The sequence below is a fragment of the Salinisphaera sp. C84B14 genome (assembly GCF_040361435.1).
Taxonomy (GTDB): domain Bacteria; phylum Pseudomonadota; class Gammaproteobacteria; order Nevskiales; family Salinisphaeraceae; genus Salinisphaera.
Window position 1 is genome coordinate 144917 of the sequence record NZ_APNL01000003.1, and the last position, 20543, is coordinate 165459.

The 20543-nt window shown below is 62.2% G+C and carries 19 protein-coding genes and 1 pseudogene; 10 read left to right on the forward strand and 10 right to left on the reverse strand.

The features are described 5' to 3' along the window. Positions 1–47 precede the first annotated feature (47 nt). A complete protein-coding gene (locus C84B14_RS03530) occupies positions 48–719 on the forward strand; it encodes a haloacid dehalogenase type II (RefSeq protein WP_353221890.1) in 672 nt (223 codons plus the stop codon). A gap of 432 nt (positions 720–1151) precedes the next feature. Here the strand turns inward: C84B14_RS03530 and C84B14_RS03535 are convergent, their stop codons facing one another. The 5 genes from C84B14_RS03535 to C84B14_RS03555 all read right to left on the reverse strand — a co-directional run bounded on the left by C84B14_RS03535 (position 1152) and on the right by C84B14_RS03555 (position 7890). Continuing rightward, a complete protein-coding gene (locus C84B14_RS03535; RefSeq protein WP_353221891.1) occupies positions 1152–2396 on the reverse strand; it encodes an EAL and HDOD domain-containing protein in 1245 nt (414 codons plus the stop codon). 505 nt (positions 2397–2901) lie between these two features. Next, positions 2902–4299: a replication-associated recombination protein A gene (locus tag C84B14_RS03540; RefSeq protein ID WP_353221893.1), complete on the reverse strand. Its 1398-nt coding sequence runs from the start codon at positions 4297–4299 to the stop codon at positions 2902–2904. Further along, complete coding sequence (locus tag C84B14_RS03545) at positions 4268–4582, reverse strand: VanZ family protein (protein ID WP_353221895.1); 315 nt, start codon at positions 4580–4582, stop codon at positions 4268–4270. The genes C84B14_RS03540 and C84B14_RS03545 overlap by 32 nt, the downstream gene beginning before the upstream one ends. Positions 4583–4671: 89 nt before the next feature. Beyond that, entirely contained in the window at positions 4672–5313 is a 642-nt protein-coding gene (gene lolA / locus C84B14_RS03550; protein WP_353221897.1) for an outer membrane lipoprotein periplasmic chaperone LolA, read from the reverse strand. Positions 5314–5445: 132 nt separating this feature from the next. Next, positions 5446–7890: a DNA translocase FtsK gene (locus tag C84B14_RS03555; protein ID WP_353221899.1), complete on the reverse strand. Its 2445-nt coding sequence runs from the start codon at positions 7888–7890 to the stop codon at positions 5446–5448. Positions 7891–8111: 221 nt separating this feature from the next. Between C84B14_RS03555 and C84B14_RS03560 the strand changes: the two genes are divergently transcribed. The 9 genes and pseudogenes from C84B14_RS03560 (at position 8112) to C84B14_RS03600 (ending at position 14542) form a co-directional block, all read left to right on the forward strand. Continuing rightward, positions 8112–8447 carry a hypothetical protein gene (locus tag C84B14_RS03560; protein WP_348766907.1) on the forward strand — a complete coding sequence of 112 codons (336 nt, stop codon included), beginning with the start codon at positions 8112–8114 and terminating at the stop codon, positions 8445–8447. A 940-nt stretch (positions 8448–9387) separates the two neighbouring features. Continuing rightward, positions 9388–10530 carry a GNAT family N-acetyltransferase gene (locus C84B14_RS03565; protein ID WP_353221901.1) on the forward strand — a complete coding sequence of 381 codons (1143 nt, stop codon included), beginning with the start codon at positions 9388–9390 and terminating at the stop codon, positions 10528–10530. After that, positions 10527–11267, forward strand: a complete 741-nt coding sequence (gene aat, locus C84B14_RS03570; RefSeq protein ID WP_353221902.1) for a leucyl/phenylalanyl-tRNA--protein transferase — start codon at positions 10527–10529, stop codon at positions 11265–11267. The genes C84B14_RS03565 and aat overlap by 4 nt, the downstream gene beginning before the upstream one ends. Before the next feature lie 88 nt (positions 11268–11355). Next, a complete protein-coding gene (gene infA, locus C84B14_RS03575; RefSeq protein WP_293625426.1) occupies positions 11356–11574 on the forward strand; it encodes a translation initiation factor IF-1 in 219 nt (72 codons plus the stop codon). Between the two features lie 161 nt (positions 11575–11735). Beyond that, positions 11736–12200, forward strand: a complete 465-nt coding sequence (locus tag C84B14_RS03580) for a pilin (RefSeq protein ID WP_353221904.1) — start codon at positions 11736–11738, stop codon at positions 12198–12200. Positions 12201–12593: 393 nt separating this feature from the next. Further along, positions 12594–13139 (forward strand): pilin, encoded by a 546-nt coding sequence (locus C84B14_RS03585; protein WP_353221906.1) that lies wholly within the window; start codon positions 12594–12596, stop codon positions 13137–13139. Between the two features lie 413 nt (positions 13140–13552). Next, positions 13553–14209: an IS110 family transposase gene (locus tag C84B14_RS03590; RefSeq protein WP_353221908.1), complete on the forward strand. Its 657-nt coding sequence runs from the start codon at positions 13553–13555 to the stop codon at positions 14207–14209. Positions 14210–14212: 3 nt separating this feature from the next. Next, positions 14213–14398, forward strand: a pseudogene (locus C84B14_RS03595) (transposase); the annotation flags it as partial. Beyond that, positions 14399–14542 carry a hypothetical protein gene (locus C84B14_RS03600; RefSeq protein WP_353221910.1) on the forward strand — a complete coding sequence of 48 codons (144 nt, stop codon included), beginning with the start codon at positions 14399–14401 and terminating at the stop codon, positions 14540–14542. It abuts the pseudogene before it with no gap. Positions 14543–14619: 77 nt separating this feature from the next. On the opposite strand, the gene pelG is transcribed toward C84B14_RS03600, so the two are convergent. Genes pelG through C84B14_RS03625 form a run of 5 tightly spaced genes read right to left on the reverse strand, consistent with a single transcriptional unit; the run spans position 14620 to position 20499 of the window. Then, complete coding sequence (gene pelG, locus C84B14_RS03605; protein ID WP_353221911.1) at positions 14620–16002, reverse strand: exopolysaccharide Pel transporter PelG; 1383 nt, start codon at positions 16000–16002, stop codon at positions 14620–14622. A 4-nt stretch (positions 16003–16006) separates the two neighbouring features. Then, positions 16007–17590 (reverse strand): GT4 family glycosyltransferase PelF, encoded by a 1584-nt coding sequence (gene pelF, locus C84B14_RS03610; protein ID WP_353221913.1) that lies wholly within the window; start codon positions 17588–17590, stop codon positions 16007–16009. Beyond that, positions 17587–18579, reverse strand: a complete 993-nt coding sequence (locus C84B14_RS03615; protein WP_353221915.1) for a tetratricopeptide repeat protein — start codon at positions 18577–18579, stop codon at positions 17587–17589. The genes pelF and C84B14_RS03615 overlap by 4 nt, the downstream gene beginning before the upstream one ends. Beyond that, entirely contained in the window at positions 18566–19930 is a 1365-nt protein-coding gene (locus C84B14_RS03620; RefSeq protein ID WP_353221917.1) for a PelD GGDEF domain-containing protein, read from the reverse strand. Before C84B14_RS03620 ends, C84B14_RS03615 begins: the two co-directional genes overlap by 14 nt. A 44-nt stretch (positions 19931–19974) precedes the next feature. Continuing rightward, positions 19975–20499: a hypothetical protein gene (locus C84B14_RS03625; RefSeq protein ID WP_348766084.1), complete on the reverse strand. Its 525-nt coding sequence runs from the start codon at positions 20497–20499 to the stop codon at positions 19975–19977. Positions 20500–20543: the final 44 nt, after the last annotated feature.

Below are 20543 nucleotides of genomic sequence, written 5' to 3' on the forward strand. Positions count from 1 at the left end.
AGTGCCCGTACTATTGCGCGCAATATAATGCTTCGCTAATGATCCCCATGCCATACCGCCATCTCGTTTTCGACGTAAACGAAACCCTGCTTGATCTGGCACCGCTGGATCCGGTCTTTGAATCGCTGTTCGGCCGCGCCGATGCGCGCGAGCGCTGGTTCGCAAACCTGTTGCACTGGTCCACCGTTACGACGCTGACCGGCGAATATCGCGACTTCAGCCAACTCGCCGATGCCTGTCTGGATGCCATGACCGGAACCGAGGAACTCGTCAGCGAAGACAAGCAACGGGTGTTCGACACCATCGCCCAGCTGGCGCCCTGCCCGGAAGTACCCGAAGCGCTCGCAACCCTTCGCGACCACGGATTCAAACTCGTCGCCCTGACCAACTCCGCCCAGAAAACCGTCGATCAGCAGTTTGCGAACGCCGGGCTCGCATCGTTATTCGACCACGTGTTGTCGGTCGACCATGCGCGCAAATACAAGCCGCACCCGGCCGCCTATGCGGTCGCCGCGCAGGCGCTGGACTGCGACCTGTTTTCTCTACGCATGATCGCCGCGCACGACTGGGATATAACCGGCGCGATACGTGCCGGCTGTGCCGGTGCATTCGTCGCCCGCAACGGTCAGACCATCAACCCGGTGGGCGAAGCACCGGATATAGTCGGCGCCGACCTCAACGAAGTCGCCCGGCGTATTATCGAGCAAGATACGCAATAACCCATGTTGTGAGCCCGACATGGAAATCTATGGTCGTTCGGGTTGATAACGCGCGTGTACGCCAGCACGCGCGCCACGGCCAACGGTCGTGACGCTATTGAAAGAAACGACGGATAAGAGCGCGGCGCGACGACTTCATTGGCGTTAACAGGTGCCAAGGCGTGTCGTCATAAGATAAGGCGGCGCATCGGCGGCCAAGCCGCGGCAAGACAAGGCATCGCGAGCGTCGCGTGGTCGTTCCACGTAAGCGAGCGATAACGCAGGATTGCCGGGGCTTGGCCGTCGACCGATCGTTATTCGTTGGGGTTGCCCGCGGCGGACGCGCCATGCCGCGTTGCGAGCATTACCGTGGCCCGCCACGCTCGGCGGCCCGCGCCTTGCCCGACACGCCCGGCGCGGGCAATGCGACGTCATATCTTATGACGACACGCCCTAATGAAACATTTGCATTTGTTGATGCGCGGTGGCTACCGATTGCCGGAACGCGGCCATGAACGTTTCGGGCTCGATACCCAAGGCCTGGAGCCGAGCCCAGGGCACCTGCTCCAGTTCGCCGCGTTCGTGTGCGAGTGTGGCATCCAGAATGACGCCCAGCGGGCCCTGGCGATCGAGCAATGCCGTCACGATCTTGGGGTCGAAAGGCGCCTGGGCCAGCACCTCGGCGAGTGGCCGATCGGTGAATGCGTCCAGACACGACAACAGCCCGATCATGAACCCCATCGGGCCGTCGCAGCCGGCCCGATGCTCGCAGAGCGTCTGACAGATAAAGCTGCGGCTGATGGCAATGTATTGCAGGGCCAGTGGTTTGCGCTGAAGACCGGACAAGGCCAGCAGGCTTGCGAAGGCACGCAGTCGATTCAGACCCAGGGCAAGAATCGCCCGGTCGAGCGAGGTGATCTCCCGTGCCATACCGAACAGCGATGAGTTGACGAGCTTGAGCACCCGCAGGCTCAGATAGGGGTCCTCGCTTACGGTACGCCCGATCTGGTCGATACCGGCATTCGGATCATTCAGGCGGGCGAGCAGCTTGAGAATTCGGACATGCGCGGCAGGTAATGGCCGGCCGAAAACGGCCTCGGGGCGCGCCAGAAAATAGCCCTGAAACAGATCGCAGCCGAGTTGGCGGCACTGCTCGAAGTCTTCATGCGTCTCGATTTTTTCGGCGAGAAGCGTGAGCTGCGGATATTGCGTGCGCAGCGCCTCGATAGCCTGCGCGAGCGACGCGGTCGAGTAGGCCGGATATTCGAGCTTGACGATATCGGCATAAGACAACAGCGGATGGTCCGCGTCGGGCCGGGTATAGTCGTCGAGCGCGATCTTGAAGCCCAAACGGCGCAGGTTCGTCAGCGCCTCGAACACCACAGGCGTGGCGTTGACGCTTTCGAGCACTTCCACCACCAGAAACGCGGGGTCGAATGGCAGATCCTCGGCGATCGTCTGTTCGGTGAAGTTCACGAACGCCGGATTGCCCTCGCAGACGACATCGATATCGGCATCCGAAAAGGCATTGATCAGAACGCTGCGGGTCGCCGCTTCGCCGTCGAAAACGACGGGCGCCCTCAAGGCGCTGGCGCTTTGGCGAAACAGTAGCTCGAAGCCGCGGCGCGTCGCATCGCGATCGTAGATCGGCTGTCGCGCGAAGAGAATATCGGTGGCGTTGCTTGGGTCTGCCGACATTAAAACGCAATCCTTGGATATCGGAACCTGTAGATACGACATATCGGCACCGCCGGACGAACGTTTTGCGCAAAAATCGCGGCGCCCCGCTGCCCGCGAGGCGCGGGCGGTGCTGGGTACGGTGGTTGCGAATCAATGCGCGACCGGCAGGCGACGTACGTTGATTCCTGTATCGGCCAAAGCGAAAATTAATCTAGTCGCTTTTGAATCGCGCGGTGCTCGGCGAAGCCTCGATGGTCGGCAACTGCGGCCAGGCGCGGCCCAAACGTTCCGGGAAGACTGCGAAATCGAGCCGATACAGGGCGTATCAATCCGCAGCAGAACGGCTGGCTGCGGCAGCTGTTTTCAACGCCATCGAAAGAAACGCCGGCATGTGTCCGTCTTCTCTTAGAGTGGCTTAACGGCGCCGGCCGGGGCGCGCGTGCCCTCGCATACGCGCGCTATCAACTCAAGAATGATTCATTCAAGGATCTATTCGTGGGCCGGGAGAATAATCAGATCCTGGCTAGCGGTTTTCGCCAGGGTCCGACGTGCCCTGCGCATGGCTGCGGCTTACGCGTTGCGGTGCCTGGGCATCCTGCGCGCGCAGGCGCGCCAGCTTTTCGCCGATCTTGATTTCCAGGCCGCGGGCCACCGGCTCGTAGTAGCGCGTGCCGGCCAATTCTTCGGGTAGATAGCTGTCGCCGGCGGCATAGCCGTCCGCCTCGTTATGGGCATAGCGATAGCCCTCGGCATAGCCGAGGTCTTTCATGAGCTTCGTGGGCGCGTTACGGATGTGCATCGGCACTTCCAGCGTGCCGTGCTCGCGCGCATCGCGCCAGGCGGCGTTGAACGCCATGTACACCGCGTTCGACTTGGGCGCACAGGCTAGATAGACCGCGGCCTGGGCGATGGCGAGCTCGCCCTCCGGCGAGCCCAGGCGTTCGTAGGTGTCCCAGGCATCGAGCGTGAGTCGCAGCGCGCGCGGGTCGGCGTTGCCGATGTCTTCGCTGGCCATGCGGGTGACCCGCCGTGCCACGTAGCGCGGGTCGCAGCCGGCCTCGAGCATGCGCGACAGCCAGTAGAGTGTGGCGTCGGGGTCGCTGCCACGCACGCTCTTGTGCAAGGCCGACATCTGGTCGTAGAAATAGTCGCCGCCCTTGTCGAAGCGGCGCAGCCCTTCACGCAGCACCTCGTCGAGATCGGCCTGGGTGATTTCGCCGCGCCCATCGTCGCGTCCGGCCGCAATATCCGCGGCCAGCTCGAGCAGGTTCAATGCCCGGCGGGCATCGCCGTCGGCACGGGCGGCCAGCTGGTCGCGCAGTTCCGCCGACATGTCCAGTTCGCGTTCGCCCAGGCCGTGTTCGCCATCGGCGAGCGCACGGTCGATAAGTTCGCGCACCACGCCCGGCTCGAGTGCGCGCAGCACGTAGGTGCGCGTACGCGACAACAGCGCGTTGTTGACCTCGAACGAGGGATTTTCGGTGGTCGCGCCCACGAGCACCACGGTGCCGTCCTCCACATAGGGCAGCAGCCCGTCCTGCTGGGCCTTGTTGAAGCGGTGCACTTCGTCGACGAACAACAACGTACCGCGGCCTTCGACTTCGCGCGCCTTGCGGGCTTCCGCCACCGCAGCGCGAATATCCTTCACCCCGGCCATCACCGCCGATATCTGCACGAAGCGGATATCGACTTCGGCGGCGAGCAGGCGTGCGAGCGTGGTTTTGCCGGTGCCCGGCGGGCCCCAGAGGATCATGGAATGGATACGCCCGGCCGCCAGCGCACGGGCAAGCGGCTTGTCCGGCCCCAGGATATGCGTCTGGCCGACATAGTCCGACAAACGCGCCGGACGCATGCGGTCCGCCAGCGGGCGGCCCGCGCTGGCTCCAGGGCTATCGAGGTTGATCTGTTTTTGCTGCGACACGCGCGTCAAGATACCCCAGCCAGCGCATTGCCCCAAGGCGTGCAAGTGTTACACCCGCGACCACGCCAAAGGCATCGGCCATCAGATCGTGCCAATCCGCGCTTCGATAGGGCGTGAATGACTGCGCGACTTCAATGAATGCGCCAAACAAAACCATGGTCACGATGACGCGCAGATAGTGCGGCGCCAGGAGGTTGGCGAACCAGCCCGACAGCAGTGCAAATGCAGCGAAATGCTCGAACTTGTCGAAATGCTGCACCTGGGCCTGCGGCGGGTTCGGCATCAGGCAGGCGTAGACGAGTACGCCGCAGCCGAACAGCCCGAGCGCGAGCCAGAGCCGACCCAACGCATAGTCCTGGCGCAGGATGGGCACTACCGGCCCTGCCCGTTCATGCCGCGGCCGTCGACCACTTCCACGTCATCGGGAATATCGAGCGTGAATCGCGATGCATCGAGCTTCGGATTGAGTTCTATATCGGTAAACCGGATATGTGTGGTCTGGCCCAGGTTATCGTCCAGCTCCATGACGCTGGGTACCTGATTCTTGAGGCCGAGGCGCACTTCCTGAAAATCGGTATCGTCGGCGCGCGGGGTCAGACGCACCCAGCTCATGCCGTCGCGCTGGCCAGCCGAGGCGATATTGAATGCGTCTTCGAGTGCCGCGCCGCCGGTGAGCAACAGCGCCGGCGTGGCCTGCAGGGTGGCATCGATACTGCGAATAGTGACCTGAGCCAGATCCACGTCGTAGAAGCGGAACGTTTCGCCGTCACTGACGATCACCTGCTTGTAGGGCGCGGTGTATTCCCAGCGAAAACGATCCGGACGCGACAGCAGGAACGTACCGCTGGCCTGTTGCAGCATCTGCCCGCTGTCGTCCTTCTGCTCCTGCTCGAACTGGGCGGACAGGCTGTCGACGTTGTTATAGAAGGCTTCGAGATCGCCCACGCCGTCGGCGTGCGCGCTTACCGCGGCACAAAGCAGGACGAAGGCAACGAGAATTCGGCGCACAGGCATTGCAGCGCTCTCCTTGATGGATATGTAAGAGGCGAAGGATGTTTAGAGCATGCTAGGCCGCAGCCATGAATCAAGCCTGAACTCTGCGCCCCGTGCCGATTGCGGAACAGATCGACCGACGTCCGCGAAAATTCAGTCCTCCGGCGGCGGCGGTGCCAGTACTTCCCGGCCGCCACTGCCCTCGGCCGCGCTGACGATGCCCGCGTTCTCCATCTGTTCGATGAGCCGCGCGGAGCGGTTGTAGCCGACCCGCAGGCGTCTCTGCACATAGGAAATAGAGGCCTTGCGCGTCTTGGTGACGATCGCCACCGCCTGATCGTAAAGCGGATCGGCCTCGGCATCTTCCTCGTCGTCGCCGCCGCCCTCGCCGTCGGCACCACCGCCTTCCAGAATCTCGTCGATATAGTCCGGCGCGCCCACCTGCTTGAGATATTCCACCACCTTGTGGACTTCGTGGTCGTCCACGAATGCACCATGGACACGGGTGGAGAAGCCCGTACCCGGCGGCAGATAGAGCATATCGCCGTGGCCGAGCAGGCTTTCGGCACCCTGCTGGTCGAGAATGGTGCGGGAGTCGATCTTGGAGGCCACCTGAAAGCCGATACGCGTGGGGATATTGGCCTTGATCAGGCCGGTGATGACGTCCACCGACGGTCGCTGCGTGGCCAGAATCATGTGCAGGCCCGCGGCACGCGCCTTCTGGGCGATACGGGCGATCAGCTCTTCGACCTTCTTGCCGACCACCATCATCATGTCGGCCAGCTCGTCGACGATGATCACGATCGCGGGCATGGGTTCGAGGGTGGGCACCTCGTCACCGGCCTCGGCCTGATCGTTGGACTGCGCGTTCTTGAGAATCGGGTCCTCGATGGGCGTGCCGGCCTCGATCGCCTTGCGTACCTTGGTGTTGTAGCCGGCCACGTTCCGCACGCCCAGCGCGGCCATGAGCTTATAGCGGCGCTCCATCTCGCCCACGCACCAGCGCAACGCGTTGGCCGCGTCCTTCATGTCGGTGACCACGGGGGCGAGCAGATGCGGAATCCCCTCGTAGACCGACAGCTCGAGCATCTTGGGGTCGATCATGATCAGGCGAACCTGCTCGGCGGTGGCCTTGTGCAGGATCGACAAGATCATGGCGTTGACCGCCACCGACTTGCCCGAGCCCGTGGTACCGGCGACGAGCAGATGCGGCATCTTGCCCAGGTCGGCCGTGACCGGATTGCCGCCGATATCCTTGCCCAGCGCCATGGTCAGGGGCGATTTGTTACCGCTGTAGAGCGGCGATTCCAGAATCTCGCGCAGCGCCACGATCTCGCGGTCGGCGTTCGGGATTTCCAGGCCCACCACGGACTTGCCCGGGATGACCTCGACCACGCGCACGCTGGTGGTGGACATCGCCCGCGCCAGATCCTTGGCGAGATTCGAGATCTGGCTGACCTTCACGCCCGGTGCCGGATCCAGCTCGAAGCGCGTAATGACCGGGCCTGGTTCGACCGCAACGACCTTGCCCTGGACGTTGAAGTCCGCGAGGTGCTGTTCGAGCTGCTCCGACATGCGCTGGAGCACGCTCTCGTCCTGGTCGTTCTTGCTCTCGCGCGCCGGATCGAGCAGCGCGGTCGGCGGAATCGGGCTGTCGCGCTCGGGATCGTAAGTCGGTACGTCCACATGCTCTTCGATCGGCAGATCCAGCTGATTCGCCTTGATCGACTTCTTCGGCTTCTTGACCTGGACTCCGCTCGCCGCCGGCGCCGGCACGGGCGCGTGCTGCGCGCTATCGCCGTTATCCAGCGACGGCGCGACGCGCGATTTCTTCTTCTCCTTGGCCGCCGGCTTCGCGGGTTCGGCGGCCTTGCGCTCGGCGCGGTTGGCCTGCCAGGCGCGCAGGCGATCAAGCGTTTCGGTAAAGCCGCCCTGCAGTATCGTCAGCACGAAATGACCCGTGCGTTCGGTGACTACCAGCCAGGAAAACCCCAGCCCCACGGACAGGGTGATCACGAACACGGTAATCAGCAGCCAGGCCGCGCCGAGTTTGTTGATCACCCCGGCGATCGCGCCCGCGCTGGCCGCGCCCAGAATACCGCCGCTGCCCTGGGGCATGGCCGCGTTCTGGTCGCCCAGGGCAAGCCAGGCCAGACCGCAGCCGGACACCAGCCATAGCAATAGCGCCCCCGCACGAATGCTGCGGGAAAACACGTCGCTTCGTTCACGCTCGCTGTTGGCGAACACCAGCCAGCCGCCGTAAAGCACCAGCCAGGGAAAGATGAAGCCGAGATAGCCGAACAGGCTCAGCAACACATCGGCGAACCATGCCCCGGGCGCGCCGAACAGGTTGCGAATGGCGGTGCCATCGCCCAGCCCGGACCAGCCCGGATCGCGCGGGCTGTAGGAAACCAGAGCGGCCAACAGAAACAGCGTGATCGCAGCCGCACCAAACAGCACCGCTTCGCGCATGAGACGGCCCAGACGCTGGCGGTAGCGGCTCTGCGGCGCCGGCGGCGTATTCTGTTCACGCGCCTTGGCACTGGGCTTGGGCCCTGCTTTACTGGCTTTGGTTTGCTTGGCGGCTGCCTTTGCCATCAATCGCCCTTCACGGCCGTCTATCGAATACGAAGTTGCCAATCGAACAAGGCGCGATTGTACCCGACACCAGCCCGGCAAGCGGACGCATATCTCGAACACCTGCGCGCAGCGTCTTGAATCGGCGCGATTTGTGCACCACTTATATGGCCTGTCGGAGTCGTCTTGCACGCATGCGCAAGACAACCCGAGGCCGTAACGATCCATCAGCGGAGTACGTCATGTCCGTACATCACTTCCTGCTCACCCAGGATGGCGCGATCGAAGAATTCAGCGAGGACGAGGCCGCCGAAGTGGCCGAGGGCCGCCGCGAACTGCCCCAGTTCGCCGACAAGCGCCTGCGCTATGTTCAGGTGGCCTACGATGACAAGGCCAACGAAAACGGCGAGATTCATGTCAAGACGGTGGGCGCCATCGTGAGCTTCGACGACGCCGGGCGTCTGCGTGAAGCCGGCAGCGCGGACAACGAACAGGACAAACTCGATGCATTCGAGCACGATGCCTGCGTACAGTATGCGCTGCGCGACACGCTTGGCCAGCGCTACGCCCTGAATTAGGGAAGCTCTGCATAACCTCTCGCGGATCGCGTTCGAGTCCTCACAGACGGTGCGGCGAGGCGTCCGGGCGCAGCGCCTGCCTTTCTGGCAGGTCAAGCCTGGCAACGCAGCCGCGGCGTCTGTGAGGCCGAACCCCTTGCGGGCCGGGGCTTTGCGCGCGCTTGATCGGCGTCAGTGTTCGCTACCGTACAGCAAGCACGCTACGCTCTCACTTCCTTGTCAATCGCGCGCAAAGCACGCCGGCGCGACCGTGACAGGTTGTGCAGAGCTTCCCCAGGGCCTGTTAGCACTCACGTCACTCGTCGCGTCGCCGTCCGGAAATTCGCCAGGCAAGGCGCGAGCGAACATATTGGGCAGGCCAATGAACGACGCGCACCGCGGCATGATGAATTTTTCGCACGCAACCCGTCGGCACGCGGGGCCCCTGAGTAATGATTCAAGGTGCGCGATCCGGCATTGCAGCGCGCTCGTGTCGCACAGCGACGCCACGCTTACCGCGCAGTGCCTTACATAAGCATCGCCCGCTGCGCGGCGATTTCGTTAGCATTAACAGGCCTAAGGAACCTCTGATCTATTCATCTACGGTCGCGCCGGTGTCTTTTGCGCGCGTCTGGCAAGACGCCGCGAGCGCCGTTTGCTGACTGCAAATAAGCGAGCGGCAACGCCGCTCAGGCGCGCGCAAAAGCCCGGCCGCTACGCGGTTTGGCCCAAAAGGCCGCGCTACGGCGTTGCATGGCTGGGTCATAGAGTGGCTATGACGCGGCGCCATGCGCCTTGTATCGTGGCCTTTTGGGACTCAAACGCGACCGTGGATGAATAGATCAGAGGTTCCCTAAGCACTAACCCTGCACTTCAGCGTTGGCGCGGCGGCGTGCATCATCGGCCGCCCCGGTCGACGTATCGGCTTGCAACCGTTTCAATTCTTCGATGTGATGCTTTCATGGCCCGACTCATACAAGTCGATTCCATTCTCGACGTGCCCGCGGCCACCTGGGACGGTTTATGCGGCAGCGGGCAGCCGTTCATTCGGCACGGGTTTCTTGCGGCGCTCGAGGCCAGCGGTAGCGTAGGCGAGAGCCATGGCTGGGTGCCCGCCCACTGCCTGCTTGAAAACGACGACGGCGAAGCCATCGCCGCAGCCCCACTCTACGAAAAGCATCATTCCTACGGCGAGTTCGTGTTCGACTTCGCCTGGGCCAATGCCTATGCCCAGGTCGGACTCGACTACTATCCCAAGCTGCTCAACGCCGTGCCGTTCACGCCGGTCAGCGGGCCGCGCATTCTGGGTCGGAATCTCGAGGCCCGGCGCGCCCTCGCCCATGCCATGGCCCGTCTGCCGGGCGAGCATCGTGCATCATCGCTGCATAGCCTGTTTGTCGACGCCGACTCGGCCCGGCAATTCAGCGAGGCCGGGGCCTGCGCGCGGCGCGGTTGCCAGTATCGCTGGTACAACCGCGACTACGCAGACTTCGACGCCTTCCTGGCACAGCTGACGTCGAAACGCCGCAAGGAGATACGGCGCGAGCGCAAACGCATGCACGATGCCGGCGTGAAGGTACAGGTGCTACGCCCCGACGAAATCGACGCCGAACTCTGGGATACACTCTATGCTTTCTATGGCCGAACCTATGCGATTCGCGGGCAGGCCCCGTACCTTACCCGGGAGTTCTTCACCGAGTTATGCAACCGCATGGGTGAACGCGTCCGCTTTTTCGTCGCCTACCACCGGGACCGCCCGGTCGGCATGGCCTTCATGATGCTCGGCGACGATACGCTCTACGGTCGTCACTGGGGCTGCGAAACGGATTATCACAGCCTGCACTTCGAAACCTGCTACTACGCCGGTATCGAATACTGCATCGAAAACGGTCTGGCCTGTTTTGACGCGGGCGCCCAGGGCGAGCACAAGATTCGGCGCGGCTTCGAGCCGGTACCGACCTGGTCCTATCACGTCATCGCCCACCCACAGCTCGCTGCCGCAATCGACGACTTCTGCCTGCGCGAAGCCGCCATGATGGAATCCTTCGAAAACGAGCAGCGCGAACGCAGCAACTTCGCCGGCCAGGCGCCACCGAACACGTGAGCGGCCTACGCGTGTACTGGCTGGATCCGAATACGCCCGACGGCGCCTTTCCCGATCCCGAACTCGCGCTCGACGAGCCGAACGGCCTGCTCGCCATGGGCGGCGACCTGTCGCCCGCGCGCCTTCGCCGTGCGTACGCTCAGGGCATCTTTCCCTGGTACAACCCGGACGAATCGATCCTCTGGTGGTGCCCCGACCCGCGGACCGTATTCGACACCGGCGCCATGCATGTCTCGCGGCGCCTCAAACGCACCCTCGCCAAGGCCGATTACGCGGTTACGCTCGATGAAGACTTCAACAGCGTCATCAGCCACTGCGCGGCGGTTCGCGCCGGCAACCCCGGCACCTGGCTCGGCCCCGAAATGCGCGCGGCGTATGCCAAGCTGCACGCACTGGGCAACGCGCATTCGATCGAAGTATGGCGCGACGGCATGCTGATCGGCGGGCTGTATGGCGTGGCCATCGGGCGCATGTTCTTCGGCGAATCCATGTTCTCGCGCGAGCGCGATGCCAGCAAGATCGCGCTCGTCTGGCTTGCCCGGCAACTGCATGCCTGGGGCTTTCCCCTGCTCGACGGTCAGGTGGGCTCCGGCCATCTCTATCGCATGGGCGCGATCGACCTGCCGCGCAGCAAATTCCTGAAGATCGTGCGTCAGTCGATCGACAAACCTGCGCCGCAAGCCCCCTGGCGGTTCGATATCGAGGTGCCGGCCAGCCCCCAGCACATCGGCGAATGACTGGGTGTCATGCGAGTAGGATTGAACCGCCACCGCAAATCACCGATAATCCAGCGGTTAAACCGTCAGAATTAGAGATCAGGAGTCAATGGCCAAAGAAGACCACATCGAGATGGACGGGACCGTCGTCGAGACGTTGCCGAACACCACCTTCCGCGTAAAGCTGGAAAACGGACACATCGTCACCGCCCATATTTCCGGCAAGATGCGCAAGCACTATATTCGCATTCTGCGCGGCGATACCGTCACGGTACAGATCACGCCCTACGACCTCAGCAAGGGGCGGATCACCTACCGCGGCCGTTAGTGACAAAAAACGTCACCTTCTGACGCGCGCAGAATGACAAAAAGCGTCACTACAGCCAGAGGCCATTGAAAATAAAGCGGCATAAAGCTGGCACGGACCATGCTGAATAGCCAGCACGTCATAAAGACGCCGCTCTTCTTCACGCTAAACGGGGAAACCAAATGCAAAAGCAGCAAGGCTTTACACTCATCGAACTGATGATCGTCGTCGCGATCATCGGCATTCTGGCGGCCATCGCCATTCCGCAGTATCAGAATTACGTCGCGCGTTCGCAGATGACCGAAGCGATGACTCTCACCAGTGGTCTCAAGACCGATGTGATTTCGACCTATTCCGAAACTGGTGCATGCCCGGCCAATGGTGGTGGAGCCAGCGGCGGTATCGGTGCCGCGGCCGACTATGCCGGTACGTACGTAGCAACCGTTACCGTGGGCGGCACTGCACCCGCCTGTACAATCCAGGCACAGATGCGCGACACCGACGTCAATTCTAATATTGCGGGTGACACGCTCACGCTGACTATGACCGATAATGCGGCGGACGCCGGTACTGGCACCGGCGGCAGCGCTCAGTGGACCTGCACCAGCACCGCCGATGCCCAGTACCTGCCCGAGTCTTGCCGGTAATTTTCGATTATAGCTCTAGTAAGCGACTCGATCTGAGTAACGACTACTACGTGCTTTGAGCGAAAAACCTATATAAGGGGCCTTCGGGCCCCTTTTTTTTAAACGTCGCTTTTGGAGTGACGTTGCGGCGGGCGGCATAGGGAAGATGTTAACCATGGCGTGCAATTTTCCTATATGCGTCGTTAGTCGCAACGTAGATCAATTCAAATAGTTGCGTAATATTTACGGGTCGCGCCTATATCTGTGGCTTCAGTCCGCAGTCGGGTCGGCCTGACCACGAGCCCAAGCGCAGTTAACCCGCACCGCGCTTTAGGCGCGCAGTGGCATAACTAGACAATGCCCCGCCTCCGGCTACCCGCCTTTCTGCTTCTGATTCGAGATTAAACTTGAGCAATGCACCTACAGATCGGTACTTACCTTTCAAATGATGTGCACGGCATGAATCAACATCACTCAAAATTCCGTCGAAACCCCGCATCAGGCTTTACGTTAGTCGAGCTAATGGTTGTGGTCGCGATCGTCGGAATCTTAGTCGCGATTGCTGTGCCGTCGTACTACGGCTACGTCGCACGCGCCCAGTTTTCCGAAGGCCTCAGCCTTACCAGCGGAATGAAAACCGCAGTAGCAAACGCCTACCAGAATCGCAAAAAGCTAACCGGTATCGACAATGGTGTGGAGTCGGTCCCGGCAGCGGTGACTTCGCAGGGTACTTACGTCTCCGCGGTCGTGGTGAGGGACGGCGTTATTACCGCCCGGTTCGCAAGCGACAGCGCACTGGCAAACAAAAGCGTGACGCTGATTCCGACCGAAACCAACGGTGCCCTCGCCTGGCGCTGCACGACCACCGCCGAGTTCTCGAAGGCGCCCGCCAGTTGTCGCAGCAAAACGCCGGATCAGCTGAACTCTGACGAGATACCGATCGACGACGGCACGCCGTGAGAGCCGGAAAGTATGTCGCTTGTGTAGTCGAACCCGACGCAACCCGATTGCGCGCCATCGCGTAGGTTGGATTAGCGGAGCGTAATCCAACACTGGAACGAAGGCAGTGTCGGCCTCACTCCAGCTGCGAGCCTGCGCTCGTGTCGGCTTACGGCCTGCGGCCTAAGCCGACCTTGTATGTTGATACCCAGCGCCTGATACGCGACCAGGCGCTATGCGCCGGGCAAGCAGACTGAAGCCGACCTGAGGCATAAAAGCCTGCTCTGTAGATCAGACTTGCCCGGCGCGCTTCGCGCTGTCGAGACTGGACGGTATGCCAAGACACGGCCCGCCGTGGCCGAGAGTCTGAATGAACAAGGCAAGTCGACACGCATCGATACAGGATCGCGCTTTGATGCAACGCAGGAGTGCCTATGATCGTTATCGGTCTGGATGTCTCCAAAAACCGCCTGGATGCGGCGGTCAAACGCCCCGGCACGGACAAGTGGTACGACCGCAAAGTCGCCCACAGCAAGGCCGGCGTACACGAACTGGTCGAGCGGCTATGTGACAAGCTCGACGCCACGCCCGATCAGCTTCGCGTGGTCATGGAGGCCACCGGCCCGTATCACGAAAAAGCCGCGCACTGGCTGTATGAACTCGACTGTACGCCCTGTGTCGCCAACCCCAAACGGGTACGCGATTTCGCCAAGGCCATGGGGCTGCTCAACAAAACCGATCGCGCCGATGCGCGCGCACTGTGTTTGTTCGGCGGCCAGGCCAAGCTATCGGCGTGGACGCCGCCCCCGCCGGAGGTCGCGACGCTGCGCGCGCTGATCAACCGGTTATCCGTGCTCGAAAACGAGCTCGGCCGAGAGACCAACCGGCGCGAAAAAGCGCAGGCCGGCCGAATGGCCGCCCCGGTGCTCGAGTCCATCGACCGCTGTATTGCATCGCTCAACGAAGAGATTCGGCGAATCAAGGATCAGATCGACGATCATTTCGATCAGCATCCGGATCTCAAGCGCGACAAGGCGCTACTGGCCTCCATTCCAGGCATCGGCCAGACCTCGGCTCGACATCTGCTGTGACTGCTGGCTGACCGGGACTTTACCAGCGTCCGTCAGGCCGCGGCCTTTGCCGGTCTGGCCGTGGTGCATTTCGAGTCGGGTTCGAGTGTGCGTGGCAAGCCTCATCTATCCAAACAAGGGTCGTCCAAACTACGGGCCGTTCTATACATGGCGGCCGTGGCGTCCTTGCGACATAACCGCGCTTTGAAGATGTTCTACGAACGCCTGCGACAGCGCGGTAAACCTGCGTTGTCAGCGCTGGGCGCCGTCATGCGAAAGCTCGTTCATATCGCATTCGGCGTGTTCAAACATAAAACACCTTATGACCCGGCCATTGCCTCTCAAATCGCTTGATGGTTGAGACGGTATCTACGGTTGGGGCGAGCTATCCGGTGCGCGGGGGGACGATTGCCCACCCGCGCCGGTATCCGTCAGCCCTGACGCTGCAGCATGAACGTCTGATACGTCAGCTTCTGGAACTCGCGGTCGAGGAAGGCCAGCCCGGCGAGCGACGAGATCATCAGCGAGATGGCGAAGCCGTAGCCGTAGAAGATCGCGCCGAGGTACATGCTCAGCAGTGTGAGTAACACGTTGCTCACGAGGAACAGCAGACACAGACCGAGCGCGATCTTGAGCTTGTCCAGATAGAAGATCACGTTGAGGATCGCCATGAAAAGCACCTGCATGCCCACGGCAACGATATCGATATTGAACAGGGGCACGTAGTAAGGCGAAAAGCCCAGCCAGTCGATCAGCGACGGCGCGATCAACAACAGCGCGACCACGGTAATACCCTGAATCTTGAAGATATCGTAAACGCCCTGCTGCACCGTCTCGACCATGCGGTCGAGCCGTAGCTCGATATGGCTGAGGGTATCGCCGCCGCGTACGGCGTTGTAGTAGGCGTCGTAGCGTTCGGCGAAGTCGGTTTCCAGGCGGATCAGGAACACGGCCATGCCCGGCACGATCGACAGATAGGCCAGAAAGATCGGGAAATCGTAGATCGGCGAGGCCCGTAGCGGGCCGATGACCTGCTCGGAGGTGGCCGGGTTGTACCAGAACAGGAATTTGTCGGCCCAGAGGCCCAGGTTATAGAACAGCCCGGTAAAGGCCAGCGAGCGATACGTCATCTTGGCATGACGAATATCGAAGGCGGCGATGTTGTCGCCCGGGTAATAGCGCAGTACCAGAAACAGCAGGATGTAGAAGAGAATGCCCTGGCCGACGACGAAGCCGCCGAGCAGCCCGACGAGATCGTAGCGGCGCAGCGCCATGCCGAGCACGAAAGTAATCGCGTAGCCGATGAAGAAGGCCCAAAGCACCTGCCGATAGGCTTTCATCCCCGTGATGAATACGGTGATGCACCAGATATTGGTCAACAGCACAAAGCCGACGAACATCTCCACGCGGTAGAGCAGCGGGGTCCCATCGAACAGCGCGTACAGCACCGCGAACCCTATGGCCGCGGCCAGCACGTTCATCATGGTGAGCAGGCCGATCAGGTTGGGCAGAATGGTCCCATCCTTCTTCTCGAACAGTCGATCGGCCACAAATCGGGTAAACAAAAGCTGGGCAATACCCGACAGGCTCAGCGACGCGGCGACCAGATAGGTCACCGATACCAGGAACTGCCAGATCTGCTGCGAGCGATCCGGCAGCAGACCGAGGGTGAGCAGGCCGATGGCCATGATCACGAGAATCGACAGTACCCACGGCCCCGAGCTGATGATGCCCGCGTAACCATAGGCACGCAGCAGTCCGAAATAACTGTCCTTGCGTAGCAGCTTGCGCAGCTCGAAACCGATACCGGCCATGCCCCTACTCCCCTGCGGCAGCTACCGGTCGCGCCCGCTGATCGGTCGCTTCCGCGTATAGATGTTCGTAACGTTCGAGCATAAGCTGCTCGGAATAGTGCTCGTCGACGCGCTTGATGCCCACCTCGCGGGCCGACTCCCAGGCCTCACGGTCGTTGAGCAGATCCAGGATCGCGGCCGCCGTTTCGCCCGGATCGGCGATCGGCACGATACGACCGGCCGCATGTTTGGAATCGGCCGGCGTGGTCAGCGACGTCGCGCGGTCTTTCGGATGGCCGTGCACCAATTCGTAGCAGGAACCCACGTCGGTACACACCACCGGAATACCCGAGGCCATCGCCTCGAGCGCCACCAGCGGCTGGGCTTCACTAATGGAGGTCAGCGTGGCCACACGAATACGCGCGAACACGTCTTCCGCCTTCTGGAAACCGCGGAACTGCACGATACCGCCCAGATCCAGCTGGGCCGCCAGATCGCGGCATTCCTGGGCGTATTCCGGATCTTCCGATTCCGGGCCCACGATCCAGCCCTGCGCGCCCGGCAGGCGCGACGCGACGATACGCATCGCGCGCACGAACGTCTTGATTTCCTTGATCGGCGCCACGCGCCCGATCAGGGCGATGATGGGTGCGGTGTTCTTGTGGGTCTGTTCGCGCAGCGGCGAAAAACGGCTGATGTTGATGCCGTTGGGGATTACCCGGGTATGTTCCGCCGGCGCGCCGTCGATGATCTGACGTTCCCGGTTGCCCTCGTAGAGCGTGGTGATCGGGTTGGCCGCGGCATACGTCAACCGGCCAATGCCGTCAAAAAACCGGATCCAGAGCCGCCGGATATAGCTCACGTCATGGCGAAAGCCGTGGGTGAGCACGTCGTCGTAGGTCCGGATCCAATCGGCCTCGGTGAGGTCGATCTGGCGTTCCTTGGTATAGATGCCGTGCTCGGTCACGATGAACGGTATATCGTGCATATGCCGCGCCAGCGCGCCCAGAAAGCCCGCATAACCGGTCGAGATCGAATGCAGACACCGGCTCGGCGGCAGGTTGCGGGCGATGCGCGCGAGCATGAACAACGGCGAGTGCATGTTGCGCACCGACCAGAAATAATCGAGAAACGACGGGTCGGTGCAGTACTTGCGATAGTAATCGACGATCTGTTCCCAGGCCTGGCGGCTGTACAGAAAGTCCTCATGCGACAGGCCGCCCTTCTTGCCCAGCAGCTGCGCGACTTCGCACAGCTGGCTGTTCGGGTCCGAGCTACGCGGATCCTTGAAGTACTGGTGCAAGTCGTCGCTGGCCTTGAAGGCCTTGCGGTTGCCTTCGAACTGGCGCGGCTCGTCGACGCTCTGGCCGGCGTCCATCAGATAATGGCATTCCAGATGCACGACGTTGTCGGGCTTGTCGTAAAGAATGCCGTTATAGGCGGCCTCACTGCCGCCCATGAACACGATGGCGAAACGACGATGCGGCAGGCCGCGGATCATCTGTTCAACCCAGCTGGCGACGCCGCCACGCACCATGGGATAGGTACCCTCGAGCAACAGCGTGACGTCCGCCGGCGGGTCGTTCGGGCGCAGGGTGGGCCATTTCATAACCAGTACTCCATCACCGGCCGCATAACAGGATTGTTGGACGCGCGTGGGCTCATGCGCGCCAGTGCCGGGGCCACTTCGTTGTAGTCGCCGCGCACGAACGCCAGTTCCGCCCAACGCGGTGCGGCATCGTCGCTCGACAAGCCCAGACGCTCGGCGCGACGCAGCGAGTCCTCGGCGTCGTCGTAATCACGAAGTTCCATGCAGATTCGTGCCCGCAACAGGGAGCGCTGGGCCGAATCGTTGCGCTCGATCGCGGTATCCAGCGCATCGCGCGCCTTGGTCAGCATGAGCTGCTTGACGCTGCCCTTGGCCAGCTCCAGATAGGAAAACTCCCAGAACAGCAGCGCCCGCTCTTCGTGCAACTCGCCGTCCGGATCGCCGCTGGCGGCGATGGCGTCGCGCACCTCGTTGAGCTGCCCCTCCAGATCGCGTTCGATCGAGTTGAGCATGGCATACGCGAGCAAGCGCACTTCGTCAGCCGAATCACTCAATGCCGAGCGCAGAATGGGCACCGCGTCGCGGCGCGGCAGATGACGACAGGCCATGATCGCCTGCTGGCGACGGTTACGGTCGTCGAAATGGGTCAGTACCGACGCCAGCCCGTCGCGCATGAAGACATCATTCGGGTCCACCGTGACCGGCTGGAACGGCAAGTCCGGAATCGCCAGCGCGTCCCAGGCCTTGGGCTTTTCGCGGTAGGCAAAATACAGTCCGGACAGCATGCCCAGAGTCAGTCCGATGGCGCCCAACGGCGGCGTGAACACGCTCGCGGTGGCCAGAAAGGCGAAACCGCCCGCCACCGGGCGCTTGTAGTTGGGCGGCAGCGCCAGATACAGCCCCACGATCAGCACAGCACAGCCAATGAGATGCACCAGCAAGATCGTGAGCAGCGCCACCGGCTCATGCCAGCCGATGACGAAGGCCCAGGTCGCCAATGCCTCGATCAGCAGCCCCAGCGGGATTAAAATCAGGCTAAGCAGGCGCATTTTGCTCGGCCTGACGACGGATACCGGCGACCAGATTGGCGGCCGATTGTTTGCCATCGACGTTGCGCTGGTGGAACACCAGACCGCTTTCTGCCACGTCCACACCGAAACGCTCGTTGAGCAACAGCGTCATGCGCTCGCGATACGCCGCCGAGCCACGCTCGGGCGTGAGCGGCATGAGCACGTAAATCAGCTTCGAGTCGTGGCCCAGATCGGTGGTCCAGGCATAGTCGAGCGCGCGCAGCTGCTCGTAGATGAGATCGGCCAGCGTCGCACTGCTGACGTCGTCAATATGCCCCGGCACCTCGAACGCCACCAGTAGCGAGCTCAGTTTGTAGCGCGCCGCATAACGCGACCAACGCTTGAGCCGCTGCTCGAACTGGAAGCGGGCCAGCTCGGCATCCGCCGGGGTGCGGGCATAGGCCTCGGTGATGATGTCGCCCAGATTGCCGCCCAGCACGGACAGCAGATGCAGGTTGCCGCGTTCAAACTCGACGAACGGCATTTCCGAAACCGTCACGATCGCCCAGATCTTGTCGTTGACGTCGATCAGAGGAATCACGGCCAGCAGCGGCTGGGCGCGGTTCTGCAATTCGACTTCCATCTCGCTCTTCAGGCTGATCATGCAGCGCTGTTCGATACAGGCCTGCACCATCGGATCGCTGGCGATATCCCGATCGACCGGCCGGCCGCCGATAAACGCCAGCGGCTCCCGCTCGACGCGTTCGCGTTCGTCGACGCGATAGAGCGCGCCCTGCTCCACGCGCCCCTCGTGCGAGATGAAGCTCAACAGGTCGCTGGCCCGCTCGGTGAGAATATCGTCGCCGGGCTCCACCACGTCGAAACGCTCGGCCAGGGCAAGCAGCACATCGCGCAGGTTGTGCGGATTGGCCGCCAGACGCTCGGCGAGCTGATCATGCGAAACGCGCAACACATGAAAGTTGCGCACGAACTCTTCAAGGCGCGTGCCCTGATAGTCGTTGATGATCTTCATCTGGGTGATACGGCGCCGCCAGATGTCGGTGAACTCACCGGCCACCATGCCGGTGAGCAGTACCCCGATGGCGTACTCGATCGGCAGATTGCCCTCTTCCCAGCCGGCGCCCGCGGCAATCATCATCAGCGCCACCGTGAGCAGCGCCGACGCAAAGCCGAACAGAAAGCCATAGCGCAGGCCCGCGAGCAGCGGCCCGAGGATCAGCCAGGCGAACGCGCTGGTATAGAACAGCGGGTCGTCGGCATTAAACAGCCAGCCGGCCACCGGCACCAGCAGCGTGAGCACCGCCGTTTCCAGCATGCGCACCCAGATGGGCGGCACCTGGTAGTTCACGTCTTCTATTTGGGTGACCATAGGCAACCTTTCGTACTTTCGGGCCGGCTAGAAGCGGATCTGACTTAAAGCGGCATGTCGCCGACGAGATCGCTCATCAGCTTCTGCGCGGTACCACTGACCGTGGCATAACCCCAGCCCGCCTTGGAACCGGACGCACTCCACACCGTGGCACCGGTATTGATGTCGATCACGCGCAGGCTGATACCCACGGCCGGCTCGCCGTCGAGGCCGGTCTTGTACTGCCATTCCTCGACCGCGCCGGTCACGCCGTACTGATAGCCCTGGCTGCGCGCCCAGCTCAGCGCCTGGTCGAGTGCCGCGTTCTGGTCGAATTCCGGCAGACCGCCGTTATCGCTGCGCGGGGCCGGCGTAAGCGTGCCCACGCCGCGCTGGTGCAGCAGCGTGGTAAGGATGGATTCGGCGCGCTGGCCTGCCTGCGGCGTTTCCGCATAGTTAGCGATCGGCAGCAATGCCCACCGCGCCGAGCCATCGAGCTGCTGGCTGCGATGCACATCGGTGACCGCACAGCCGGAAAGCATGGCGACGGCAAGCGCGAACAGGCCTGCGATAAGAGTAGAGCGTTTCATGGTGGTGGTTTCTCCCTGCCTACGAGTGACGTTGTTGAGCGTTC

Coding starts and splice junctions, on each gene's coding strand:
- C84B14_RS03530 (WP_353221890.1), top strand. CDS start 48: ATGCCATACCGCCATCTCGTTTTCGACGTAAACGAAACCCTGCTTGAT.
- C84B14_RS03535 (WP_353221891.1), bottom strand. CDS start 2,396: ATGTCGGCAGACCCAAGCAACGCCACCGATATTCTCTTCGCGCGACAG.
- C84B14_RS03545 (WP_353221895.1), bottom strand. CDS start 4,582: ATGCCGAACCCGCCGCAGGCCCAGGTGCAGCATTTCGACAAGTTCGAG.
- lolA (WP_353221897.1), bottom strand. CDS start 5,313: ATGCCTGTGCGCCGAATTCTCGTTGCCTTCGTCCTGCTTTGTGCCGCG.
- C84B14_RS03555 (WP_353221899.1), bottom strand. CDS start 7,890: ATGGCAAAGGCAGCCGCCAAGCAAACCAAAGCCAGTAAAGCAGGGCCC.
- C84B14_RS03560 (WP_348766907.1), top strand. CDS start 8,112: ATGTCCGTACATCACTTCCTGCTCACCCAGGATGGCGCGATCGAAGAA.
- C84B14_RS03565 (WP_353221901.1), top strand. CDS start 9,388: ATGGCCCGACTCATACAAGTCGATTCCATTCTCGACGTGCCCGCGGCC.
- infA (WP_293625426.1), top strand. CDS start 11,356: ATGGCCAAAGAAGACCACATCGAGATGGACGGGACCGTCGTCGAGACG.
- C84B14_RS03580 (WP_353221904.1), top strand. CDS start 11,736: ATGCAAAAGCAGCAAGGCTTTACACTCATCGAACTGATGATCGTCGTC.
- C84B14_RS03585 (WP_353221906.1), top strand. CDS start 12,594: ATGCACCTACAGATCGGTACTTACCTTTCAAATGATGTGCACGGCATG.
- C84B14_RS03590 (WP_353221908.1), top strand. CDS start 13,553: ATGATCGTTATCGGTCTGGATGTCTCCAAAAACCGCCTGGATGCGGCG.
- C84B14_RS03600 (WP_353221910.1), top strand. CDS start 14,399: ATGTTCTACGAACGCCTGCGACAGCGCGGTAAACCTGCGTTGTCAGCG.
- pelG (WP_353221911.1), bottom strand. CDS start 16,002: ATGGCCGGTATCGGTTTCGAGCTGCGCAAGCTGCTACGCAAGGACAGT.
- pelF (WP_353221913.1), bottom strand. CDS start 17,590: ATGAAATGGCCCACCCTGCGCCCGAACGACCCGCCGGCGGACGTCACG.
- C84B14_RS03615 (WP_353221915.1), bottom strand. CDS start 18,579: ATGCGCCTGCTTAGCCTGATTTTAATCCCGCTGGGGCTGCTGATCGAG.
- C84B14_RS03620 (WP_353221917.1), bottom strand. CDS start 19,930: ATGGTCACCCAAATAGAAGACGTGAACTACCAGGTGCCGCCCATCTGG.
- C84B14_RS03625 (WP_348766084.1), bottom strand. CDS start 20,499: ATGAAACGCTCTACTCTTATCGCAGGCCTGTTCGCGCTTGCCGTCGCC.